This is a genomic window from [Clostridium] hylemonae DSM 15053, assembly GCF_008281175.1.
Classification (GTDB): domain Bacteria; phylum Bacillota; class Clostridia; order Lachnospirales; family Lachnospiraceae; genus Extibacter; species Extibacter hylemonae.
Genome location: NZ_CP036524.1, coordinates 1331697 through 1354690, shown reverse-complemented (window position 1 = coordinate 1354690; position 22994 = coordinate 1331697). Strand labels below are relative to the sequence as shown.

20 protein-coding genes are annotated in these 22994 nt (G+C 52.6%); all 20 read right to left on the bottom strand.

Annotated features, from left to right (window positions below):
* Nucleotides 1-11 precede the first annotated feature (11 nt).
* The 20 genes from LAJLEIBI_RS06250 to LAJLEIBI_RS06155 all read right to left on the bottom strand — a co-directional run bounded on the left by LAJLEIBI_RS06250 (nt 12) and on the right by LAJLEIBI_RS06155 (nt 22983).
* Nucleotides 12-1934 (bottom strand): permuted SH3 domain-containing protein, encoded by a 1923-nt coding sequence (locus LAJLEIBI_RS06250; protein WP_006443669.1) that lies wholly within the window; start codon nt 1932-1934, stop codon nt 12-14.
* A 201-nt stretch (nt 1935-2135) separates the two neighbouring features.
* Nucleotides 2136-3386 (bottom strand): MFS transporter, encoded by a 1251-nt coding sequence (locus LAJLEIBI_RS06245; protein WP_167534358.1) that lies wholly within the window; start codon nt 3384-3386, stop codon nt 2136-2138.
* Nucleotides 3387-3393: 7 nt separating this feature from the next.
* The gene (locus tag LAJLEIBI_RS06240; protein ID WP_050765519.1) at nt 3394-5439 is read right to left on the bottom strand and encodes an oxidoreductase; all 2046 of its coding nucleotides are present in this window, start codon (nt 5437-5439) and stop codon (nt 3394-3396) included.
* Between the two features lie 53 nt (nt 5440-5492).
* Nucleotides 5493-5981, bottom strand: coding sequence for a PaaI family thioesterase (locus LAJLEIBI_RS06235; RefSeq protein WP_006443665.1), 489 nt, complete (start codon nt 5979-5981; stop codon nt 5493-5495).
* A 21-nt stretch (nt 5982-6002) separates the two neighbouring features.
* The gene (locus LAJLEIBI_RS06230; protein WP_006443664.1) at nt 6003-7004 is read right to left on the bottom strand and encodes a GGGtGRT protein; all 1002 of its coding nucleotides are present in this window, start codon (nt 7002-7004) and stop codon (nt 6003-6005) included.
* 9 nt (nt 7005-7013) lie between these two features.
* Nucleotides 7014-7706 (bottom strand): iron-sulfur cluster assembly scaffold protein, encoded by a 693-nt coding sequence (locus LAJLEIBI_RS06225; RefSeq protein ID WP_006443663.1) that lies wholly within the window; start codon nt 7704-7706, stop codon nt 7014-7016.
* Nucleotides 7707-7710: 4 nt separating this feature from the next.
* Nucleotides 7711-8187: a LeuD/DmdB family oxidoreductase small subunit gene (locus tag LAJLEIBI_RS06220; protein WP_006443662.1), complete on the bottom strand. Its 477-nt coding sequence runs from the start codon at nt 8185-8187 to the stop codon at nt 7711-7713.
* A gap of 14 nt (nt 8188-8201) precedes the next feature.
* A complete protein-coding gene (locus LAJLEIBI_RS06215) occupies nt 8202-9455 on the bottom strand; it encodes a 3-isopropylmalate dehydratase large subunit (protein WP_006443661.1) in 1254 nt (417 codons plus the stop codon).
* Between the two features lie 32 nt (nt 9456-9487).
* A complete protein-coding gene (locus tag LAJLEIBI_RS06210) occupies nt 9488-10633 on the bottom strand; it encodes a 2-methylaconitate cis-trans isomerase PrpF family protein (RefSeq protein WP_006443660.1) in 1146 nt (381 codons plus the stop codon).
* A 30-nt stretch (nt 10634-10663) separates the two neighbouring features.
* Nucleotides 10664-12106 carry an aldehyde dehydrogenase family protein gene (locus tag LAJLEIBI_RS06205; protein ID WP_330362744.1) on the bottom strand — a complete coding sequence of 481 codons (1443 nt, stop codon included), beginning with the start codon at nt 12104-12106 and terminating at the stop codon, nt 10664-10666.
* An 86-nt stretch (nt 12107-12192) separates the two neighbouring features.
* The gene (locus tag LAJLEIBI_RS06200; protein ID WP_006443658.1) at nt 12193-13095 is read right to left on the bottom strand and encodes a hydroxymethylglutaryl-CoA lyase; all 903 of its coding nucleotides are present in this window, start codon (nt 13093-13095) and stop codon (nt 12193-12195) included.
* An 11-nt stretch (nt 13096-13106) separates the two neighbouring features.
* Complete coding sequence (locus LAJLEIBI_RS06195) at nt 13107-14300, bottom strand: CaiB/BaiF CoA transferase family protein (protein ID WP_006443657.1); 1194 nt, start codon at nt 14298-14300, stop codon at nt 13107-13109.
* Nucleotides 14301-14328: 28 nt separating this feature from the next.
* Complete coding sequence (gene iolN / locus LAJLEIBI_RS06190) at nt 14329-15447, bottom strand: 3-dehydro-scyllo-inosose hydrolase (RefSeq protein WP_149301906.1); 1119 nt, start codon at nt 15445-15447, stop codon at nt 14329-14331.
* Nucleotides 15448-15465: 18 nt separating this feature from the next.
* On the bottom strand, nt 15466-16566 hold the full coding sequence (locus LAJLEIBI_RS06185) for a zinc-dependent alcohol dehydrogenase (RefSeq protein WP_006443655.1): 1101 nt from the start codon (nt 16564-16566) through the stop codon (nt 15466-15468).
* Nucleotides 16567-16601: 35 nt separating this feature from the next.
* A complete protein-coding gene (locus LAJLEIBI_RS06180; RefSeq protein ID WP_006443654.1) occupies nt 16602-17558 on the bottom strand; it encodes a transketolase family protein in 957 nt (318 codons plus the stop codon).
* 12 nt (nt 17559-17570) lie between these two features.
* Nucleotides 17571-18482 carry a transketolase gene (locus LAJLEIBI_RS06175; RefSeq protein ID WP_006443653.1) on the bottom strand — a complete coding sequence of 304 codons (912 nt, stop codon included), beginning with the start codon at nt 18480-18482 and terminating at the stop codon, nt 17571-17573.
* A 283-nt stretch (nt 18483-18765) separates the two neighbouring features.
* Nucleotides 18766-19551 carry a Uma2 family endonuclease gene (locus LAJLEIBI_RS06170; protein ID WP_040435137.1) on the bottom strand — a complete coding sequence of 262 codons (786 nt, stop codon included), beginning with the start codon at nt 19549-19551 and terminating at the stop codon, nt 18766-18768.
* Nucleotides 19552-19739: 188 nt separating this feature from the next.
* The gene (locus tag LAJLEIBI_RS06165) at nt 19740-20747 is read right to left on the bottom strand and encodes a sugar phosphate isomerase/epimerase family protein (protein ID WP_050765518.1); all 1008 of its coding nucleotides are present in this window, start codon (nt 20745-20747) and stop codon (nt 19740-19742) included.
* A 4-nt stretch (nt 20748-20751) separates the two neighbouring features.
* Complete coding sequence (locus LAJLEIBI_RS06160; RefSeq protein ID WP_006443649.1) at nt 20752-21903, bottom strand: Gfo/Idh/MocA family protein; 1152 nt, start codon at nt 21901-21903, stop codon at nt 20752-20754.
* 33 nt (nt 21904-21936) lie between these two features.
* On the bottom strand, nt 21937-22983 hold the full coding sequence (locus tag LAJLEIBI_RS06155; RefSeq protein ID WP_006443648.1) for an autoinducer 2 ABC transporter substrate-binding protein: 1047 nt from the start codon (nt 22981-22983) through the stop codon (nt 21937-21939).
* Nucleotides 22984-22994 lie beyond the last annotated feature (11 nt).

Below are 22994 nucleotides of genomic sequence, written 5' to 3'. Positions count from 1 at the left end.
CTCTGTCCCCCTTATTGTTCTGACCTGTTGCCCGGCCCGCCTTGAGGCATGCTGCCCATATCAGGCTTTTCACCGTCCTGCATCTGTCCGCCGCCCGGCATATTTCCTCCATCCTGCATCATCCCGTCCTGCCCGTTCATCATGCCGCCGGATTCTGCTGTGCCGGTACTGCCGGCCTTCAGATAATAGACCGTATCCCCTTCGCTCAGTCCGCTTACAATCTCTACCTGACTTCCATTGGACAGTCCGGTCTCTACTTCTGCCGCGTCCGTCAGATTTCCATCTTCATCCTTTCCCGTATATACAAAAGTGCTGTTCCCTTTTTCCTGAAGTGCGCTGACCGGAATGAGTACCGCATTTTCCGATTCCTCTATGTGGATGGTCGCCGACGCGCTCATGCCGAGCATCATGTCCTCTGTTTTATCCACCGTAATTTCCACCGGATATTTTGCACTGCTGCTCCCTGAAGATGCTGTCAGAGCTACCTTTGTGATCGTGCCTTCAAATTCCTGTCCATCCAGCGCGTCCAGAACGACAGAGGCCGGCTGCCCCTCTTCCACCGAAAGGATATCCAGCTCATCTACATTGATAGAAACGGTAACATTATCTCCCGATGCTATCGTAAACGCTGCTGTCTCATATGCGCTGTACTCACTGCTGCCTGAAGTGCCGGCATCGCTGCCGGATGTGCTGCCATCGCCCGAAGTACCGTTTCCTGCACCGGCGCTTTCTGATCCCACAGCATTTCCAGACGATGCCCCCGCGGCCGTCCCGGAACTCTTGCTTTCCGCGCCGCCTGCGGAGCCTGCCGATGAAGAAGCGTTGTTCTGGCTGTCCTTCTTTGTATCATCCGTGCCTTGTGCTGCGGCTGTCTTGGCAAACCTGGCCTTTATCTGCAGGATGCTGTCTCCGGAATCACTTTTACGCACTTCACTCGTGACGTCGGCCCCTTTTACTTCCGGGATAATATTAGCCGAAAACTCATATCCACTTTTTGCAGTCAGCTTTATCGTCGCTGTGTAAACTGTATCAGGCTGATATACACTTGTTGCGCAGTTCCATGTGATAGTTCCCGCATATTCCGCCGTTTCTTTTATATCAGACTGAGGCTTCTGCCCGGTCTCCGGTGCTTCTACCGTAAGACTGCAGTCTGAAATGTTCTGGACCGCTGATATTCCATCGGCCGCAGAAAGCAGAATGATCTCAGAATTGCTGCCCGTGCCGGACATTGCCGATGTTCCGGCTGAGGCTGACGATACATTTCCATTTTCAGATCCTCCGGAATTTCCTCCTGCTTCGGACGCTGAACTCTGCGTGATCTCCGTGTCCGCTGAGACATTGACACTGTCCACTGTACCTGCGCACGACGCCGTCACCGCCTTCGTCTCCAGCAGCGTATTGAGAGCTGACTGCGCGGCCTCAAGTTCCTCCATCTGTCCGTACAGCACCTTTGCCTCAAGATATTCTGTCGTGCTGAAATCTTCCCCGTCACTTGACAGACTGTCGATCTGTTCCTGCACACTCGCTTTGCTCTCTTTCACCTCCAGCAGTTCCCCGGCAATGGACGCCTCGTCCAGTGTTGCCAGCGTCTGCCCTTCCTCCACTGTATCTCCGCTCTCCACAAGAACTTCCTTGACCTTGATACCGGTCGGTACTACAACATCTGTCGTCGTCCCGTTTCCAAGCGTTCCTGTGCCTGCCACCGTCGTACTGATGCTGCCCTTTTCCGCTGTTGCTGACTGGACGGTCATCTCCGCCGCCTGACTGCTCTTACCCTTCGCCCGTACTATAAGTCCGACGACCATAGCTATGATGAGCACGGTGATAATCACCGCCGTGATCCAGAACGATTTTTTCTTACCGGCCCTGTTAAACTTCCGGCCTAATTCTTTTACATGAACATGTAACGAACACTTCTTTGCCTGATTCTCCATTGTCTCCTCCTGTAACTGTAACCTCTGTTATACATAAATCAACTACCTAAAGATTACTGGAAAAATACGGGCATTTTGTGATTAGAATGTGAAAGAAATGTGATTTCAGCCATCTGCAAATCGGGGACAGGGTATTTTGAATTGGGGACGGGGGATTTTTAAAAATCCCCCGTCCCCAATTCAAAATACCCTGTCCCCGATTTACTTGATCTTTGTCTTCGACAGCAGTATAAGGGCGGCGGCAGCCGCCGCTGCAAGGCAGAGTGTGTCCAGCATCATGGCACCGAAGAGTCCGAAGCTTCTGCTGCTGATACCCATGAGCCATGGGAATATGACCGCTCCCCCTGCTATGCAGAGAAAGAGGAGGGTGGATATCTTTCCCAGCGCCGAAGGGAACGCGCTGTACCCGATCGTGAGCACAAGTGGTATGCATGCCCCAGAGAAGAGCCCTGCCCCGGTCACTCCGATCACAGTTGCCGCCGGGAGTCTGCTCATGACTCCAACCGCAAGGAACACCGTTCCTGCAAGAAGCCCTGCTTTCAGGATCCGTTCCTCCGATGTGTATCTTGTCAGGACCGCGCTGACGAGACGGCTCACAATAAGGCCGACCCAGAATGCGGATACGCTTAAATTGGAAGCCGCAGGAGGCAGATGAAGCGTTTCCTGCATATATGCGGGCATCCAGCTGTTGATGCCCATCTGGTGTCCGCAGTAAAAGAGCAGGATCCCCATAAGGCAGAACACCCGGAGACAGATAACATGTCCGCCCCCGCTCTTTTCCTTCCCGCCGCAGTCTGTCACCGGCTCTGTCGCGTACCCCTTCTGGACGGCATAGTAGACCAGACCTGTCACTATACATACGATACCAAGGTAAAAGTATGTATCCCGCCAGGCGGTCCCGTTCTCCATCAGCACCGTCGTGAACAGCGGTCCTGCAAACGCGCCGATCCCGAAGCTGCAGTGCAGCAGATTCATGTAGAAACCGCTGTTCGCCGTGTTCAGCCTTGATATGGACGCATTCAGGGAAGCATCCAGAAATTTCATGCTGACGCCGATCCAGAGCAGCAGTATAAGAAAACTGTAATAGGAGCCGGAAAATTTAATTGCTATGAGCAGCAGTCCCAGAAGAAAATAAGACAGGAGCACGAGACGCCTGCTGTCGAACCGGTCGATAAAGAATGCGGACAGCACGATCCCGCCGATGCAGCCCGTGTTAATGATCACCGCAAATATTCCGCCTTCCGCCAGATCCAGCCCAAACTCTCTCACAAGGATAAGAAGCTGCGTCCCCGTCATCGTCGTAAACACAGCGTAGACAAACATCAAAACATACAGCGCCGCTGTGATTTTGAGCGTGTTTTTCTTCGTATCTTTCATATCCATACCTCGTTCAAATCCCGGATAAGCCCCCTTGATCGTTCCTGTGGGCCCTCCGGGATACTGTAACTTCAAACAGATGCTATATAAGATCCGCCTGTACATACGCACTATAGACAGCATCTTTAATTTTCCCCGCCTGCACGGCATCCCCGATTCTGACGACCGGATAAGACTTGTCGGAAAATGCCTCCTGCCCGTTCGGCTTCAGCCCTCCCGCCAGAATGACCGTATCTGCTTTCAGCACTTCCTCTTTTTCTACCTTCAGATTGAAAATGCGCACCTCCGTGTCAGTGATCTCCTCCACTCTGCAGGAAGGACAGAGCCTTACGCCGTTTTTCTCAAGTGTATAAAGAACGGTCTCTTTACAGAATACATCCATGTCACTGCATATACTGTCCAGCATTTCCACGACTGTGATCTTATGCCCCGGCGCCGCCCCGGGCCGCTCTCTCGCCTCAAACTTCAGCTTTCCTCCAAGCGATTCGGCTCCATGACAGACTACCTCCACCAGCTGGCCGGAGAAATATTCCGCTGCCTCGGCCCCCGAAGCTCCGCCGCCTACAATGACGACGTTCTCTCCTACGCTGTCCGGATCAGTCAGCGCGTCATAGGCGCTGATGACATTTGTGAGGTCGCTCCCCTTGATCCGCTTTATGTAATGAGAACCGCAGGCAAGGAACAGTACATCGGGCTTCAAACCGTCAACCATCTCTTCTGCCGCTTCCGTGCCAAGACGCACCTCCACGCCCAGTTCGGCAAGTTCCCGGCAGTACCAGTCTATGAGTCTTCCGATCATCTCCTTATGAGGGGGCACTTTGGCCGCGTTCAGCGTCCCGCCAAGCTGCGGCCGCTTCTCAAACAAGATCACCTCATGCCCTTTAAGCGCAGCGGCGCGGGCCGCCTCCAGTCCCGCCGGACCTCCCCCGGCAACGACAACTCTTTTTACACCGGCGCCTTCGTTCAGACCGGTGCGCTCAGACGGCCGCCCGGAACACGTTGCGTTCCGGCCTGAAAATTCAATTTCCCGCCCTGTCTCCGGATTTACCGCACAGCAGATCTGTCTGTCGTCATCCAGCGTGTCGAGACAATACTCGCAGGAGAGACAGTGGCGGATGGTCTCCGGCCTGCCGCTTTGCACTTTACAGGCATAATCAGGGTCTGCAAGCTGCGGACGGCCGAGCGCGATAAGATCTGCTTTCCCTTCGGCTATGATCTGCTCCGCGTATTCCGGGTCCCGAATTCCGATTGCCGTAAACACCGGGATATCCACTGCCCGTCTGACCGACTCAGAATATGGCACGAGCATCCCTTTTGCCTGTGGGAGGCAGTAAGGCGGCGTCGTCATGAGATAGGCGGAAGGCTGCGAAGCAGAGAGATCGATGGCGTCCACACCGTTCTTCTCGAGCACTTTGGCAAGCGTTACAGACTCTTCTAAGTCTCTTCCGCCCTCCACAAACTCATCGGCGCTGTAGCGCACCATGATCGGAAACTTAGGCCCGAGCGCCTTACGGCATTTGTCAATGATCTCAAGCAAAAATCTGCACCTGTTTGTAAAATCTCCCCCGTATTCATCTTTTCTATGGTTGAACACAGGCGATAAAAACTCTGCGATCAGATAGCCATGGCATCCGTGCAATGTAATGGCGTCCATCCCCGCCTGTTTCGCATACAGCGCCGCGGCCGCGAACTGTTCCTGAATGCGGTGGATCTCCTCCACGCTCAATATTCTGCCCGGCGCATCCTTATATTTTGATATCCCGGACGGAGATACTCTTGGAGGTATGGACGCCTCGCTCCCATAATGGACCAGTTCTACCGAGACTTTCGCCCCGTAGCGGTGGAGCCGTTCCACAAGCCTTGCCCAGGATGCCGTATACTTCCTGTCGCATATCATCGGCTGTCTCGGATGGTTTCTCGTATCCGGCGCTATCCCCGCCGCCTCAAGTATGATAAGTCCGGCTCCTCCTTTGGCCCTTCTGACATAATACTCTTCCATCTGCGGCGTAACACATCCGTCCTCGGAAGATAAATTTGTGTTCATGGGCGGAAATACGATCCTGTTCTTCACCTGCATCGTTTTGATCTGCACAGGCGACATCAAGTTTTTAAACATATTCTGCTTCATATCCTTGTCCTCTCTCACATATTTTCTCTATATGAACATCCGCTCTGCCAATGTTACACAAAAGTTCCGGATGCTGTTGCCGCTGTCTGTCCGCTGTCTGCCAGAACGACTTCTGCCGTCAGAAAAATAATTCTCCTGCCCTGTTTGTTGATCCTGGCCCTGACCGTAAAAGCTTCTCCACAGCGCAGAGGCTTCAAAAAATCCATAGACAGATGTACCGTTGCCGCGCTCACCGACTGCTTATAAAAGCGGACGAGGATCCCGCAGGTCATATCCACCGCGGTCGTCAGAAGTCCTCCGTGCATCGAAAGCATCGGATTCAGCTCCCACTCCTGTACGTAAAATTCCATCTCCAGCGCTTTACCGCGGAAATCGCAGCCTGCAAATGTCCCCTGCATCTTCTCATAGATGCGCTCCTCTCCCTCTTTAGCCCCGCCGAGAAAGGCCGCCCTCATTATGCGTTCCATATAATTCTGCCCGTCCTCCATATCCCGCCTGCCATAGAGTGGACCATCGAGCTGCTCAAATATTTTGTAATCCAACGTTCATCCCCCCAACACCTGTCATTTGTCTCTGCTCTCCTGAACTGCCACTGCCAGCCTGACTGTAGCCCCTACCATGGGATTGTTCCCCATTCCGACAAACCCCATCATGGCTACGTGTGCCGGAACAGAGGAGGAACCTGCAAATGTCGTATCCCCGTACATCCTGCTCATGGAATCCGTCAGGCCGTACGATGCCGGCCCCGCGGAGGTCTCATCCGGACCGAGCGTTCTGCCGATGCCGCCCCCCGATGCGCAGGCAAAATATGTCTTATTCCGCTCCAGACATCTCTTCTTGTACGCCCCCGCCACAAGATGTGTAAACCGCACCATATTTGTGCCATTGCCGGAGATGGACACGTCCACATTTTCCCGCTCCATCACAGCCACGCCCTCTCTCACATCGTCGGCGCCATAGCACCGTATGCGGGCGCGCCCGCCGCCGGAGTAAGACTTCTCCTCCAGGATGGCCAGCTCATCCGTCTTATAGTCAAACCGCGTCTTTACATATGTAAATCCGTTCATTCTGGAGATCATCCTGGCCGCGTCTTTGCCCAGCCCGTTTAATATAACTTTCAGCGGCGTCTTTCTCACCTTGTCCGCCGACTGTACAATGCCGATCGCTCCCTCCGCCGCCGCAAAGGATTCGTGCCCCGCCAGAAAAGCAAAGCATCTGACCTCCTCTGACAGCACCATCGCGGCAAGTCTGCCATGGCCGGTGCCCACCTGTCTCTCATCTGCCACCGAACCTTTGACACAGAACGCCTGCAGCGCTTCCCCCATGATAAGGGCCGCCTCCCTGGCTTCTGCCGTCCCGGATGAGAGCGCGGCTGCCGTCCCGGCTGTGTACGCCCAGCACGCATCGTCAAAACAGATCGGCTGTATCTCCCTCACTATGGCCGGTACATCCATGCCGCAGGACAGGCAGACCTCCCCTGCCTCATCGAGAGAATCCATGCCATATCGCTTTAAGAATGCCTCTATCTGCCCCATCTTTTTGTCCATATTCTGAAACTTAACCATCACTGTCACCTACTCTTTTCGCGGGTCGATATACTCTGCCGCTTCCCCGTACCTTCCACTTGTTCCCGTCGCATCTCTCAGCGCTTTGTCCGCCTGCGCTCCCTGCCGTATGTCCTCCATCATCTGTCCGATGTTGACATACTCGTAGCCGATGATCTCACGCGCTTCATCCAGCGCCATCTTCGTGACATAGCCTTCCGTCATCTCCAGATAGCGGGGCCCTTTTAATTGTGTGGCATATGCCGTTCCCACCTGACTCTTAAGCCCCCGTCCAAGATCCTCCAGCGCGGCCCCCACATCGAGCCCTCCTTCTGAGTAGGACGTCTGTGTCCTTCCGTAGACGAGCGCCAGAAAGATCTCGCGCATGGCTACATTGATGGCATCGCAGACGAGATCTGTGTTCAGCGCCTCCAGAATCGTCTTACCCGGCAGGATCTCCGATGCCATGGCCGCGGAATGTGTCATTCCGGTACAGCCAAGCACTTCTACAAGCGCTTCTTCGATCACGCCCTCCTTGATATTCAGTGACAGCTTGCATGCCCCCTGCTTTAAGCCGCACGTTCCGACACCGTGGCTGAAACCGGAGATATCCGTTATCTGCCTCGCCCGGATGAACTCCCCTTCCTGGGGGATCGGGGACACGCCTTCATCCGCTCCGCATGTTACACAGCATTTTCCCAGCAGCTCTTTCGTATAGTTCATTGTCTCACACCTCTTTCAAATACTGGAACAGTCCGCCGGCCTCGATGATCTTCATCAGATGCTCCGGAAGCTTCTGGCATTTGTACCGTTCCGATCTCGTCAGGTTATAGATATACCCTTCCTTCACATCCACCCTCAGCCGGTCTCCTTCCCTTATTTTATCCGTATCCCTGCATTCGATGGCAGGGATCCCCACATTGATCAGATTCCGGTAGAAGATCCGCGCAAATGACTTGGCCGCCACCACGCTGACACCGAGATATTTGAGCGTCAGCGGCGATGTCTCTCTGCTGGATCCGGAACCGAGATTGCTTCCCGCCACAAAGATATCCCCCTTCCTGACTTTCCTGTAAAAATCCGGGTCGACCGCACTCATGGCATATCTGGCCGCTTCCTCCACCGGCAGTTCCATATATTGGGGAGGCGAAATAATATCGGTGTTGATATTGTTCCCATACTTTAACGCATTTCCTTCCGTCATATCCCTGTCCCCTCCTATTCTTCTGCCGCCCTGATACAGCCCGCCGCCGCGCTCGCTGCCACCGTAAGAGGAGAGCCGAGATAGATCTGTCCCTCCTTACTCCCCATGCGACCGAGAAAATTACGGTTGCTGGAAGAGATACACGTCTCGCCCGCCGCGATCAGACCGCTGTGAAGTCCCACGCACACACCGCACGTCGGCGCCATGATGACTCCTCCCGCCTCTGCCAGGATATCGAGATACCCAAGCCGTCCTGCCTCTCTCCATATACTTCTCGACGCGGGAGAGATAAGAAGTCTCACGCCCGGGGCCACTTTCTTCCCCTTCAGATACGCTGCCGCCGTCTTCAGGTCATGCAGCCGTCCCCCGGTACAGGAGCCAAGATACGCCTGCTGTATCTTTACATCTCTTACATTGTCCGCCTCGGTCACGCGGTCCACCTCATGAGGACATGCCACCTGAGGCCTTAACTCCTCCGCCCGGAACTGATACGTCCGGTAAAAAGAAGCGTCCGCATCACTTTGATATGGTTCATAATCCTTTACACCGATGCTGTCAAGATAAGCCTCTGTTATATCGTCAAAAGGCATAAGCCCTGCTTTTGCCCCCATCTCCACTGCCATATTCGTGATGGCCATACGCTCGTCCACAGGCAGTCCTCTGATCGTCTGCCCGTCATACTCCACAGACATATAGGTAGCCCCGGCATGTCCGACTGTGCCGATCGTACGCAGTGAGATATCCTTGGCCATCACATTGGCGGATAATTCACCTTCCCAGAGGACTCTGACCGTCTCCGGGACCTTAAGCCACGTCTTTCCTGTGACAAGGATACCAAGCATTTCCGTGGAACCCACTCCACTCGCAAATGCATTCAGCGCTCCGCCCATGCACGTGTGGGAATCGGTTCCAAGCACGACCATCCCGGGCCTTACATTCCCTGTCTCTGCCATCACCTGGTGGCACGGCCCCTCAAATTCGTAATACTTTTGAATCCCATTGTCCGCCGCCCACTCTCTCGTAAATTTTACGATCTCCGCCTGGTGGATACTTGCCGGCGGCGTATAATGGTCCGAGATTATGACGACCTTATCCGGATTCCATACCGGTTTCCCGAGTTCTTTTAACTGTTCCGCGATCTGAATGCGCGGACCGAGTATATCGTCCATCATCGCCCGGTCCACATCTGCCCAGACGATATCGCCGGGCCTTACTTCCGGTTCCTTTGCCGCTCTGGCGATTATTTTTTCTGCTATTGTCTTACCCATATGCCTCCTCCGCCGGCAGGGGCATCCCCACTCTATCTTTCCGGCAGGTATACGATGCCGTCCATGATCCTTCTTGCCGTTCTGTATACGCACGCTTTTTTCAGTTCTATTCTGCCGCCGTCGGCCGTGACTTCTGACTCAACCGGTATCCTGCCGGACGGATGGCCTATATATACTTCCGTTCTTGTCTTTGCCTCTTCCCTCAGCACGTCCCAAACGACACTGCCCGGTATGCGAAGGGCGGCGCCTGTGGCGACCGTACCGGTTATCGGATACGCCTTGTGCATCTTAAGCATAAATAAAAGTCTCGACGTCAGATCGATCTCGTCCCTTCCCACCTTGACGCCGCCCGGACCCGCATAATCCTGAGGCTCCGACACAATGGCGAAAAACGGGTTATACGGACTCTTTGCAGCCGCTTCTTCCGGGCTGCCGCAGAGACCGAACATCACTGCCGCCTGTCCTCTTATCTTTTCTATCGTTCGCATCAATGATGCGTTATGTTCTATTTCATATGGACACTCCGTCCCTTTCATTCCCAGGGCGTCTGCCTTGACAAACACGACCGGATTACCGGCATCTATGAGTGTGGCCTCATAGGACTTCCCATCCGCGCTGATCACATCCCGCGCATTTCCGGTGGGCAGCAGCTTTCCGGTAAGTCCTCCTGCCGCATCCGACCAGTCCAGCCTGATCTTCGCTCCGGTTCCGGGCACGCCGTCGATCCTGAAATCACCGGCCGATCTGGCTTTACCGCCCTCTGTCGGTACATAGGCGGTCAGTATCTTACCGGTATTCTTCATATGGATACGCACGGCCGTCACACCGCCGTCTGCCCTGACCATGCCCTCATCAATGGCAAACGGACCTACTGCGGAAGAGATATTGCCGCAGTTTCCGCTGTAATCTACTTTATCTGTCTCAAAACTTACCTGCGCAAATGTATAATCCACATCTGCGTCGTCCCGGGACGGCGGTCCGATGACTGCCAGCTTGCTCGTCAGCACATCCGCCCCTCCCAGTCCGTCTATTTGTCTTATATCAGGGCTGCCAAACACAGCCCTGATAACCTCATCCTTTTGTTCCGGATCCGGCGGCAGTTCATTTTCCCTGATAAAGATCCCTTTGCTCGTTCCCCCTCTGACAATTGAACACCTTAAGCTTTTTCTGCCTTCCATCCTTCCAGAACCTCCTTTGAACCCGTTTTCTTAACCCTGCACCTTTTCTCTCATCGCGTCTCCGAACAGTTCTTCATCGTCCGGGACCGTACCTTTGATCGGCACGGAAAGCCACGTATTATTTAAGAAATGCTTCAGTGTGATATTTTCAGATACGATATTTCCGCCCCAGGTGCCGCATCCAAGCGACCCTGTAAACGGCATTCCGTTGTTCCAGTCTCCGCCGTTTCCCACGCTTTGAGGCTGGCGTACCATGACTCTCGTCGTCTTCGTGTTCAGGGCCAGTGTGAGGATATGCTCCTCGTCATTAGACTGAATGCCGCAGGAATGTCCGGCGCCCTGATACGCATGTATTTCATTTACTATCTGTACAGCCTCGTCAAATTCTCTGTATTTATATACCGCCAGCACGACGCTCAGCTTCTCTCCCGAGAACGGATAGGTTTCGCCCCTGCCCGTCTCCTCCACGAGCAGGAACTCACAGTCGTCCGGCACCGCATCGATACGCGCGATCTCGGCGATTCTTTTTGCCGGCTGTGTCACAATATCCCGGTTCAGCACGTGATTCTCCGGGAACTGGGGCCAGAGCGCCTTCTGAAGCTTTGGCTTTTCCTCCCCGGTCACAAGATAGGCGCCTTCTGCTTTCAGGCAGCCGATAAATTCATCGTAAATGCCTTCCTGCACTACGATGGAATTCTCACAGGAGCAGCCCGACGCGTAATCAAATACCTTACTGATATGTACGTTGTGGGCCGCCTCCTTTAAATCAGCAGTCTCATCGATGACAACGACTGCGTTTCCAACGCCCACACCGTAAGCGGGGGTGCCGGAGCTGTAGGCAGCTTTCACCATCCCCGCGCCGCCTGTGGCGATGACAAGGTCTGTCTGCGCCATGATCTCCCTGCTCATCTCCATCGTCGGACGCTCCGCGCAGATGACCAGGTCTTCCGGCGCTCCGTACCGCTTCAGAACACTGCGTATCACTTCCGCCACGAGACAGGTTGTCCTCTGGCTCCTCGGATGCGGTGAAAAAATAATGGCGTTGCGGCTTTTCACCGCCAGTATCCCCTGCGTGGCAGGGCATAATTCCGGCTGTGTCGTCGGTATGAGCGAGCCGATGACGCCGACCGGTTTGGCGATCCTTCGGATGCCAAGCTCCTTATCTTCTTCGACAACGCCGACGGACTTCTGCGGATTGATATCACTCATCACGCCACGGACCTTTTTATAAAGCTTGTTTAGCTTCGCCTCATAGGTTCCCATCCGCGTCTCCTCAAGACAGAACTTGGCGATCTTTTCCACTGTTTCTTCCTGGACAAGCGCCCACCCGACTGCTCTCGTGAGGCGGTCGACCTGTTCCTGGGTATAGGTGTCCGCCACGGCCTGGGCTTTTCTTGCCCGCGCGACCAGCTCTTTTACGTATTCCTGCTCGTTCCTGTTTTCTGACATGATTTCTTCCTTCTTTCTCTCTATGATCCATGTTATATTCCCGCAGGCGGCAGACCAGAGCCAAACCTGGCTTTGGCTGCTGCCGCGGGGCCTTTGCTCACGGGCGTGTATCAGATATTTTCATACTTGCAGGCATCCAGCATGTTTCCCGTCAGTTCTGCATGAACAGTCTGTCTGACATATGCGGCTGCCTCAAGCAGCTTTTCCTGGCATATTCCGTGGGATACTTCCATATGATCCAGCATGTTTACCAAGTCTTCCGTAGCCACATTCCCCGCCGCCCCAGGTGCGAAGGGGCAGCCTCCGAGTCCTCCGACAGAAGTCTCAAAGGAATCAATGCCCTCCTGCATCGCGGCCAGGATATTTGCCAGTCCCAGCCCTCTCGTATTGTGGAGATGGAACGTAAACCGGGTATCCGGATATCTCTGCCTGACATCCGCAGCCAGCATGGCTGTCTGCCTTGGATTAGCGATCCCGATCGTATCACAGAGCACGATCTCTTCGATCCCTTCCTGTATGCCGGTACCGATCAGTCTGTATATCTGCTCTTTTCCTATCTTCCCGGCATACGGACAGCCAAACGCAGTCGCAATATCCAGCCGGACCTTTAACGCCGGTTCCGTCTCCCTGATCTTTCTAAGCTCCGCTTCGGACTCCTCTATTGTTCTGTTTACATTTGCTTTATTATGAGCCTCACTCGCAGAGATGACATAACTGACTTCCCCCACCTTGCACGCCACGGCGCTTTGCGCCCCTCTTGCGTTCGGCACAAGGGCGATCTTGCGCAGCCTCTCTTCCGTGTACGTTACGGACATTGCAAGCTCCATGGCATCTGCCATCTGGAGAATGGCTTTCGGATGCACAAAGGAAGTGATCTCCATATTTTGGATCCCCGCGCTCACGAGGCTGTCTATGATCCTCTTCTTGTCCTCTGTTGCGATAAAATCTTTTACATTCTGAAAGCCGTCTCTTGGACCCACTTCAATAATCGTTACCTTTTCCGGCAGTCTCATAAAAATCTCCTTTACATGATTCCCTGCTCTTCCAGCTGCGCGATCTGTCCGGCAGACAGTCCGAGCAGTTCCCCGTAGACCTCTTCATTGTGCTGCCCGAGCAGAGGGGCCGGACGCTCTATGAGCGGATCTGTCTCTGTCATCTTAAACTGCGAGCCGTTCAAGACCGTGTCCCCTGCCACCGGATGCTTAACGTGCACAAACATTTCCCGGGCCCGGGCATGAGGATCCTCTGTCACCTGTGCCAGATCGTTGATCGGTGATGCGGGAACTCCATGTTCAAGAAGCAGTTCCATGGCGTCCTTTGTCGTATAATTTCTTGTCCACTCCTGGATCACAGGACGGATCTCCATATAATGCTCCACCCGCTTCGGATTGCTGTCATACCGTTTGTCTGCAGCCAGCTCCGGCTTTCCCATCACTTCGCACAATTTTGCCCACAGCTTGTCATTGGCAGCCCCGATCACCATCATGCCGTCTTTTGTCTCAAATGTATCGGTAGGATAATTGGATTCGTAGCGGTTCCCTATCCGTTCCGGAAGTCTGCCTCCCATCGTATAGATCGGATAGATGATCTGCATGCTTGCGATGCCGGCATCCATCATGCCGATATCTACTTTCTGTCCGACGCCGGTGCTGCTGCGGTACTGCAGGGCAGCCAGAATGCCGATGGCCAGTGAATACCCCGCCAGACTGTCGGCCATGGCGGTCCCTACTCTCGTAGGACCTCCGTCCGGCCACCCAGTCACACTCATAAGACCGCAGCTGGCCTGTCCGATCACATCATAGCCCGGGCGCTGCGTGTACGGCCCGTAATGGCCGAAGCCAGATACCGCGCCATATATGATCTTCGGGTTTGTCTCTTTCAGCACATCGTAACCGAGCCCAAGCTTTTCCATCACGCCCGGGCGGTAGTTTTCAACGACAATGTCTGCCTTTTCAACCATTTTCAAAAACAGTTCTCTGCCTTCCGGCTTTTTCAGATTCAGAGTGACTCCCGCTTTGTTGCGGTTCACATTCATATAGTATCCGCTCTCTCCGTTCACAAAGGGACCGAAGCTGCGGCTGTCGTCTCCTTTTCCCGGGATCTCGATCTTGATGACCTCCGCGCCTAGATCCGCCAGCATCATCGTACAGAATGGTCCCGCCAGAACACGGCTCAGATCAAGTATCCGGATCCCTTCCAGTGCACCTTTCGTCTTCATTTCCTTCACCCTCTCCTGTGCTGTATCTTTATTCCATTCCGACTCTTGGAAGACCGTATACAGAGCGCCACCCTTCGGAACCCGGCTCTTTCAGATATGCTTCCATCTCCTCGTCCGTGCGGTGGGTCACCTCTTCCGTCGGCGGTACTGTCCCCGGCGGGAACGCATCCAGGATCTCATCTACACAGAAGGTGAGATATTCACATGCCGCCAGTATCGGCCGTTTTGCCTTTCTCGCCTCCGCGATCGCCGGGCTTCCCACTACGCCCTCCGGCGTCCCCTTATATGTGATCGGTGAAGTCATCTCTGTCTCACTCCACCTCTGAGGACGGTGGAAGCTGTCTGTAGAATTGTCAAACCTTCCCGGCTCAAAGTAGCTCTTTGGATGTGTCTCGTCGGCATGGCTTAAGTCTACCATCCCCTCCGGGAAGCAGAGCATCCCGACAGATGTCTCACATTCGTCCGCATGGACGAACGGTGTCTTTACCATATCCTCTTTTGCCCCGGGATAGAAAAATTCGCGGATCGCCCGGTGCCAGTCCATCACCTGAATGATACAAGGAAGCTGATAGCGGTATAAGAACTCATGGAGCGCCGTCTCAAGCACCCAGAGCTGTCCGTGATTGTTGATATATATCTGTTTGCGGAATCCATCGTTCCACAGGCCGAGCATAGTCGCCACGAGCACTTCAACCGCCACCCTCTGCGGCACCATCACTGTGCCGGGCATGCCAAGATGATGGTACGGATGCGCCCCGTACGGAAGCGGATTGTACGCCAGGCTCACTTCACGGCCGTCTTTGGCTGTCGCGCGGCGGACTCCCTCCACGATAGACTGGCACTGGAATGTATCCAGTGCAGATACGGTATGCATGCCATGGCATTCCGTACACCCTACCGGCACGAGCACCACATCATTTTTCTTTCTCTTCTCCACGACCTTCCATCTCGGCGTCGTCTGGATGTATGTATCTGCAACGCCAATCTCCGACGGAGCGGGGATCTCATAGCGTTCTTTCAACAGCTCGTCTACTTCCTCTTCATTCATATCCCATATTTTCTTCTTTAACTGTCCGACCTTCGTATTTTCAAATGAGATCGCCGGGTGTTCCGTTGTCAGCCAAATGCTGCTGCCATAGTCTGCCATAACTCTTCCTCCTTCTGTTTATCTTGTGCCTTTTCTGAGTTCTTCCAGTTTTTCTTTCTCCTCGTTTGCCAGGATCATGACCTTGACCGCTTCATCCTTATGCTCGATCGCACGGTCAAACGCATCCTGGATCTCCTCCAGCGGATAATATGCTGTGATGAACTTTGTAAAGTCGATCTCCTCCTTTACCCGTCCCATAAATTTGATCGTCTTCGTAAAGAACCACGGCTGTCCGGCGCTTCCCTGGAGGTTCAGCCCCTTCCAGATGGCCTTTCCGATTTCGATCGGGATCTTGCGTCCGATGGAGTGTCCGATAAAGCGGATCCTCGCGTGGGGCCTTGCCACGTCCACTGTGGTGCTCACGCCCGCATCACTTCCGGTACATTCCACGACAAAGCTGGCCCCTTTCCCGTCCGTGTGCTCGAGCACTTTCTTTTCCACATCTTCTTCAAACGGATTGATAGTCACGTCCGCTCCGACCACTTCCTCTGCCATTTTACGCCGGAATTCAATAGGCTCCACCACGATGACTTTCGCCCCGGCCGCCTTACAGATCGTGGCGGCAAAAAGACCGATGGCGCCCGCTCCGAAGATCACACAGTCATCTGTGCGCGCCACATAACCGTCTCTTCCGTAGATACTGTAGTAGGCCACAGAACACGGTTCCACAAGCGCGCCTTCCACGTAGGTCATATTGTCCGGAATCTTATAACAGAACTGCTCTTCACCTACAAGGTATTCTCCCATGCCTCCCGGCGCGGAAGGCATGAAGCCGACCTCATTCCAGTTCGTGCAGTAGGAGTTGTTGATCCCCTCCTTGCAGATATCACAGCGGTTGCAGGAATTAGCGCACTCTCCAGTCACACGGTCTCCTACTTTGAGCGAGATGACATCGGAACCGACAGCCGTCACTTCACCGCACCACTCATGTCCCGGCGTGTAAGCCCCCAGATCGTATCTGCCCTCTTTGGAATGGCCGAGATAACACTCCACGTCAGAACCGCATATCCCTGAAGCGTGGACTTTTACGAGAATCTGTGTGGACTTCAGTTCCGGCACAGTGATCTCCTCAAGTCTCAAGTCCTTTGGTCCATACATAAATGCATCTAAAGATTTCATATGTTTTCCTCCTTTATATTTGCAGCAGACCGTCGTTAGTCCGCCAGCATTCCCTTTATCTCAGCCGCTATATTTTCTGCTGTAAGACCGTTCTTCTTCAACTGGTAATCGAGCGATGCCGTCACGCCAAAGGTGTCCTGGATACCCATTCTGTGAAGTACCGCCTTTTCCTTCATGCCTGCGAGCACCTCCGCCGCAGCACTTCCGAGCCCGCCGATCACACTGTGGTTTTCACACGTTACGATGCGTCCTGTCTGAACAGCGGCTTCCTGGATGATCTCCTCATCGAGCGGCTTGATGGTCGGCATGTTTATGACGCGCACATCGATCCCTTCCTTTTGAAGCAGTTGTGCCGCATCCACGGCGATGCCTGCCGTGATGCCGCAGGCGATGACGGCCGCGTCACTTCCGCCGCGCAGCGTCACCCCTTTCCCAAGTTCAAAATCCGGCACTTCCTCATATACGCTTCTTATGTACATCTTCGGCTGACGGAAATATACCGGTCCTTCATACTCGGCCAGGAACCTTGTGACCGCTTCCAGTTCATACGTATCTGCCGGTTCTATGACGCACAGATCGGGAATACTCCTCATCAGAGCCACATCCTCTACACCGATATGGGTCCCTCCGTTCTTTTCCGCCGTCAGGCCTGCATATAAGCCGCACACCTTCACATTGGCCCTGTTGTAGGCGACCGCTATGCTCACCTGGTCACATGCCCTTTTAGAAGCAAAATTGGCAAATGAGCTGGCAAATACATTTTTACCGGAAAGGGCGAGGCCCGCCGCCGCTGCCATGCAGTTCTGCTCCGCGATGCCAAAATTGATATGCCGGGACGGAAATTGTTCTGAAAATGCTTTTGTGCCGAAACATCTCATCAGGTCTGTGTCACAGACTACGATATTCTCCTTCTCTTTTCCAAGCGCGGTGATCACCTTCCCGAAGATTTCTTTACTGATCAGGGAACGTTCTTTTTGTACCGCTTCGTTCATATTATTCACCTCCTATGCGTCTTTCAGTTTCTTCAGTTCTTCCGGAGTCAAAAACAGGATAAAATCATCAATGCTGCCTCCGAATTCCTCATACGCCCTGCTTATCTCTCTCAATGCGGACGCGCCTTCCGCCTTCGTCATCTTCCTGCTGTGCCAGTCCGCCTCATTCTCCATAAATGAAACGCCCTTTCCCTTTACCGTATCGGCAATGAGTACCTGAGGGCGGCCTTTTACCCTGTCCATGTTGTCAAAGGACTTTCTCAGCGCCTGCAGGTCATGTCCGCCGCAGACTTCAGCGTGCCAGCCAAATGCTTCCCACTTCGCTTTCAGATCGCCGAGCGGCATGATATCATCAGTAAATCCGTCGATCTGCAGCCTGTTATTGTCTATGACCACCTTAAACTGATCAAGCCCGTACTTTGCGGCCGCCATGGCAGCCTCCCACACTTCGCCCGACTGACATTCTCCGTCGCCGAGCACACAGAATACTCTGTGCTCTTTCTTATCCATATGTCCGGCGAGCGCCATGCCAAGCGCCATGGAAAAGCCCTGCCCGAGCGCTCCTGTGGATGCCTCGATCCCCGGAGTCTTAAGCCTGTTGCAGTGTTTTGGCAGCATGCTGTCGTCGGCGTCAAATTCTTTTAGCTTTTCCCCCGGGAAGTATCCCAGATCCGCCAGTATCACATACAGCGCAGGGCTGGCATGTCCCTTCGACATTACAAACCGGTCTCTCCACTTTGCGCCGGGATCTTCCGCGTCGTATCTCATCACTCCTCCGTAATACAGCGTAGTCAAAATCTCCAGCACCGACAATGAGCCTCCGGGATGGCCGGAGCCTGCACACGCCATCATGGCAGTAAGGTTATAGCGCAGTTCTTCTGTCTTTTTTCTAAGCTGTCTGAAATCCTGTAAAGCTTTGCTCATTTTCCTTCTCCTTTCCTTTGCGAACTGTTATAACAGAATTTGCACATATTATAACAATATTCTTATAAACTTCTGTTCCAACAATTTATCACACACGATTAACTTACTATTATATTAACAATCTTGTCCTCTCACTTCTATAAATTTATTGCTATATAAAATAACAATATTCTTGTTTTCATATCGCTTTCCTGTTCCCAAAACAGAAAAAAGTCTTCTTCGCTCAACGCGAAGAAGACTTTCTCTTCCGACAGGCATCTCTTTGTTGTCCTAATCCCGGCCGTTAAAGATCCAGCTCTGAAAAATCAATGACCAGACCGGTGCATGTACTTACCGGTATCTTATCCTGAAAGGTATACGTCTGCATCTGAAAATTCTCTTCCTGCTCCCCGAACTCGTATACCGTAACCTTCCTGCCGTCCGGATCTATGATCCAGTATTCTCTCACCCCGGCCGTCCAGTATTTGTTCAGCTTCACAAGGTAATCCCGCTTCCGGCTGCCCGCGGAAACTACTTCTGCCACATAATCCGGCGCCCCGTGGATCCTGTGTCCGTCACTCTTTCCACGGTCACAAACAATGAGCAGATCCGGCTGGACGACCGTCCTGTCGTCGTTGTCAAGCTGCACATCTACCGGGGATAAAATAACTTTGCAGCTTCCTTTTGCTTTCTTGATATGATGGCGGATGCAATAATAAAGCTCTCCGATGATCTCCTGATGTCTCACAGAAGGCGCTTCCATAAAAACAAGATAACCATCGATCAGCTCGGCACGAACTTCAACCGGCAGGCTGTCGTAATCATCCAGCGTATATATGCCGGAGTTCGTGTCCATTTGGTAAGCAGAGGACGGCTCGCATATTACGTCCGCACGGGAACCTGGACGATACTGATAAAAATCCAGGCCAAGCGCTGACACAAGCGCGTTCATCGTGTCATTCTGCGGTGATCTCGTTGCACCGCTGAATATTTTATTGACAGTTCCAAGCGATATGCCGGAGATCTGCGCCAGCTGCTGATTCGTGATCCCAAGCTCTTTTTTCCGCCTGATCAGACTCTCTATATCCATAGACAACCTCTCCCTTCTAACTAGCAGTAACATCAGCACAAAATATATTTCTATATAAATTATTATACAAAAATATAAGAAAGTCAATCCATATTATATAATCATATAAAAATTCCCGGCCGATAAAGCTTACATACTTTACCGGCCGGGAATTTTATATCATAACTCTTTGTACAATCTGCAATCCGTCAGATATCAAACCCAAGCCCTTTAATTTCCAGCAGATGCGCCGGAAAGTCTCTCGTATAATCACGGGGCATCGCCTCTTTTAACAAATCTGCTGATTTGGCCGTGGCGATCACACTTGGCATTACTACGTCTTCTATCTCCAGACTGAGGGGTCCGTCATAGCCAAATTCCAGCAGTGTCATGAGATAACGTTTCCACCAGAACACATCATGTCCATATCCGAGCGCGCAGTATGTCCAGGAGCGCTCATATGCCGGTGTGCTCAAATAAGCCGCTGTCTCATGATTCCCGTTCAAATCAGCTACGTCCCTCTCGATATGGGTGTCTTTGGCGTGTACATGGTAGACTGCCCGCTCCCTTCCGAGCGCTTTCGCTGCCTCGACCGGATCCATGCCCATGAAAAAAAGATGGCTCGGATCCAGGTTGGCGCCGATCATCGGACCGACAGCCTGCCTCAGCTTCAGCAATGTGGGCACATTATAGACGATCTGTGTCGGATGCACTTCCAGCGCGATCTTTTTTATGCCGCACTGCTCTGCCAGTTTCACTGTATTCTCCCAATAAGGTATCCCTGCCTCATTCCACTGATACTCCAGCATCTCCAGCATAACAGGCGGCCAGCAGCAGGTGACCCAGTTGGCATACTTCGCTCCGGGACCGCCGCCCGGCAGGCCTGACATCATGGCTATTTTCTCCACGCCAAGCAGCTGCGCGAGACGGAATGTCTTCTCAACGAGCCTGGCATCCTTCTCCCCCTGCGGATCCGGGGACAGCTGGTTGCCGTTGCAGTTCAATACCTCGAGTCTCAGTCCCCTGCTTTCGATCGCTCTCATATAATCTTCTCTGGCCTGTCTGCTCTCCAGCAGTCTGTCAATGTCCATGTGCGGCGCATTGGAATATCCTCCTGTGGGAATCTCCAGTGTTTCGATTCCGAGCATTGCAGCCGTATCCAGCATTTCCTCAAAGGACAGCTTTCCGAGGCTGTCCGTCATCAATGTTAAATGCATGCTGTTACCTCCTTATCCCGGGCTCTTCTCTGCCTTTGATCTCCGCTATGGCCACCCAGCGTTTCTCCTCTGCAGATCTCACAACTGCATCCAGCACCCTTTGTGCTTTCATACCGTCTTCAAAGCTTGGCCTTGGCATGTATTCCCCTTCCACTGCCTTAAGAAATTCGTAATACTGATGCAGCACCGTGTGTTCCCATCCGAGCATATGCCCTGCCGGCCACCAGTTTTTTATATACTTGTGCATCTCTTCTGTCACGATAATATTACGGAAGCCTCTGCGGTCTTCGCCGTCATTGCTCAGATATACATTGAGTTCGTTCATCCGCTCCAGCTCAAATCTGAGGGAGCCTTTTGTTCCGTTCACCTCAAACCACTGAAAATTTTTCCGTCCCATATGTGCTCTTGACGCCTCAAATATACCCATAACGCCATTTTCAAACTTTGCAAGCCAGACCGTATTATCATCATTTGTCACTACATCTGTACCGCCGTCCGCAGTACCGCGTTCTTTCACTACCGTATCCATGACAGACACCACTTCTGTGATTCCACCGACGAGCCACTGTGCCATATCCGTTATATGTATCCCCATTTCAAGTGGTCCTTTTCCGACCATCTCACTTTTATACCTCCAGGACATGGGGGCTCCAGACAATGCCCAGTCCTGCTGGTAAAACCCTTTGTAGCTTACAATCTCACCAAGCTGGCCTTCCTCGATCATCTGTTTTGCCAGCGCAACGGCAGGAATCCTTCGGTAATTAAAATTAACCATATGCAGCACATTATTCTCATTTGCAGCCTGAAACATGGCAAGAGCTTCCGTATAATCACGGGCCAATGGTTTTTCACAGAGTATGTGTTTACCGTTTCTGGCCGCTTCTACAGCAATTTCTTTGTGAAGAAACCCCGGCACGGCAATGCTTACAACATCAATCTCCGGATCACTCATTACCTTGTGCCAGTCCGTTTCACTTTTTTCCCAGTGAAAACGTTCCTTCGTATCTTCAAGCCCGTCTCCGATACCGCATATCGTCTTCAATACAGGACGGATCTTCAGATCTTTCATAAACATCCCAACATCATTGAGAGCATGACTGTGCGCCCTTCCCATAAACATGTGTCCAATAAGTGCAAAATTCAAAGTCTCTTTCATTCTATCTCCTGCTTTCTTTTGGTTCCTGACATGTTAGAAATCATAATCATCCACATTATCTTTCGTAAAGATCAAAGGATCACCCAGCAGTACGATTCCCTTATCTTTGTCAATAAATTCCAGCTTTCCTAAGCGGCCCGCCTCAATGTATCCCTGTTCTTTTGCCTCGTCAAGCTTCCCATCGATCTGTGTCTTCGCAAGATACATCGCGCCATATCCTATATCATATGGGCTCCACAGACAGCACTGGTTGATCGTCCCTTTTTTCAAATAGTCTTTGATAAGACTTGGCACTCCAAGACCTGTTACGGCAACCTTTCCTACCAGGTCAAGCTGTTCGATCGCTTCACATACTCCAGGGCTTGCCATTCCTGTCACGGCAAATACTCCTTTTGTTTCCGGATGGCTTCTCAGATAATTCAACGTCACATCACGGCTCTTGGCAAGATCTTCATCTCCCGCCAAAATATCTACAATTTTCATGTCCGGATAGTTGGCTTCCATATACTTTTTCATCTCTTCTATCCATGCATTTTGATTCGGTGCTGTAAGTACCGCCGTTACAACGAGGAAATCGCCGGAACTGCCAGCCTCTTCTACCATCATATCTACCATGGTTTTCCCCATGCCCTCAAACGTGACCTGATTAAGGAATAATTCTCTGGAATCTGCGTTTACATCTGCGTCCCATGCAGATGTGTATATTCCCGCGTCCTGCGCTGCTTTCATGGCCGGCGACAGTGCATCCGCATCATTGGCCGAAATGGTTATGGCCGTATATTTTTTCTGTGTCCACTGGTCAATGATATCTGACTGTGCTGCAATATCCGCGTTAACAGGGCCGTTAAAGTCCAGCGTATACCCAAGTTCATCACAGGCCTCCTGTGCTCCTTCTCCAGCCGCGACCATATATGGATCGCTTGTAAATTTAGGGCACATTCCTATCGTCACTTTCTCCTGACTTTTTCCTTCATCTTTTTTGTCTCCGGACGCGCCACCGGCTTTTTCCGTCGTACAGCCTGCCAGCCCGCAAAGAAGCAGCGCCGTTATTAGTACCATTGACAACATTCTCTTTTTCATAATCTCACATC

Coding starts and splice junctions, on each gene's coding strand:
- LAJLEIBI_RS06250 (WP_006443669.1), bottom strand. CDS start 1,934: ATGGAGAATCAGGCAAAGAAGTGTTCGTTACATGTTCATGTAAAAGAA.
- LAJLEIBI_RS06240 (WP_050765519.1), bottom strand. CDS start 5,439: ATGAAGCAGAATATGTTTAAAAACTTGATGTCGCCTGTGCAGATCAAA.
- LAJLEIBI_RS06230 (WP_006443664.1), bottom strand. CDS start 7,004: ATGGTTAAGTTTCAGAATATGGACAAAAAGATGGGGCAGATAGAGGCA.
- LAJLEIBI_RS06225 (WP_006443663.1), bottom strand. CDS start 7,706: ATGAACTATACGAAAGAGCTGCTGGGAAAATGCTGTGTAACATGCGGA.
- LAJLEIBI_RS06220 (WP_006443662.1), bottom strand. CDS start 8,187: ATGACGGAAGGAAATGCGTTAAAGTATGGGAACAATATCAACACCGAT.
- LAJLEIBI_RS06215 (WP_006443661.1), bottom strand. CDS start 9,455: ATGGGTAAGACAATAGCAGAAAAAATAATCGCCAGAGCGGCAAAGGAA.
- LAJLEIBI_RS06210 (WP_006443660.1), bottom strand. CDS start 10,633: ATGGAAGGCAGAAAAAGCTTAAGGTGTTCAATTGTCAGAGGGGGAACG.
- LAJLEIBI_RS06200 (WP_006443658.1), bottom strand. CDS start 13,095: ATGAGACTGCCGGAAAAGGTAACGATTATTGAAGTGGGTCCAAGAGAC.
- LAJLEIBI_RS06195 (WP_006443657.1), bottom strand. CDS start 14,300: ATGAAGACGAAAGGTGCACTGGAAGGGATCCGGATACTTGATCTGAGC.
- iolN (WP_149301906.1), bottom strand. CDS start 15,447: ATGGCAGACTATGGCAGCAGCATTTGGCTGACAACGGAACACCCGGCG.
- LAJLEIBI_RS06185 (WP_006443655.1), bottom strand. CDS start 16,566: ATGAAATCTTTAGATGCATTTATGTATGGACCAAAGGACTTGAGACTT.
- LAJLEIBI_RS06180 (WP_006443654.1), bottom strand. CDS start 17,558: ATGAACGAAGCGGTACAAAAAGAACGTTCCCTGATCAGTAAAGAAATC.
- LAJLEIBI_RS06175 (WP_006443653.1), bottom strand. CDS start 18,482: ATGAGCAAAGCTTTACAGGATTTCAGACAGCTTAGAAAAAAGACAGAA.
- LAJLEIBI_RS06170 (WP_040435137.1), bottom strand. CDS start 19,551: ATGGATATAGAGAGTCTGATCAGGCGGAAAAAAGAGCTTGGGATCACG.
- LAJLEIBI_RS06165 (WP_050765518.1), bottom strand. CDS start 20,747: ATGCATTTAACATTGATGACGGACAGCCTCGGAAAGCTGTCCTTTGAG.
- LAJLEIBI_RS06160 (WP_006443649.1), bottom strand. CDS start 21,903: ATGAAAGAGACTTTGAATTTTGCACTTATTGGACACATGTTTATGGGA.
- LAJLEIBI_RS06155 (WP_006443648.1), bottom strand. CDS start 22,983: ATGAAAAAGAGAATGTTGTCAATGGTACTAATAACGGCGCTGCTTCTT.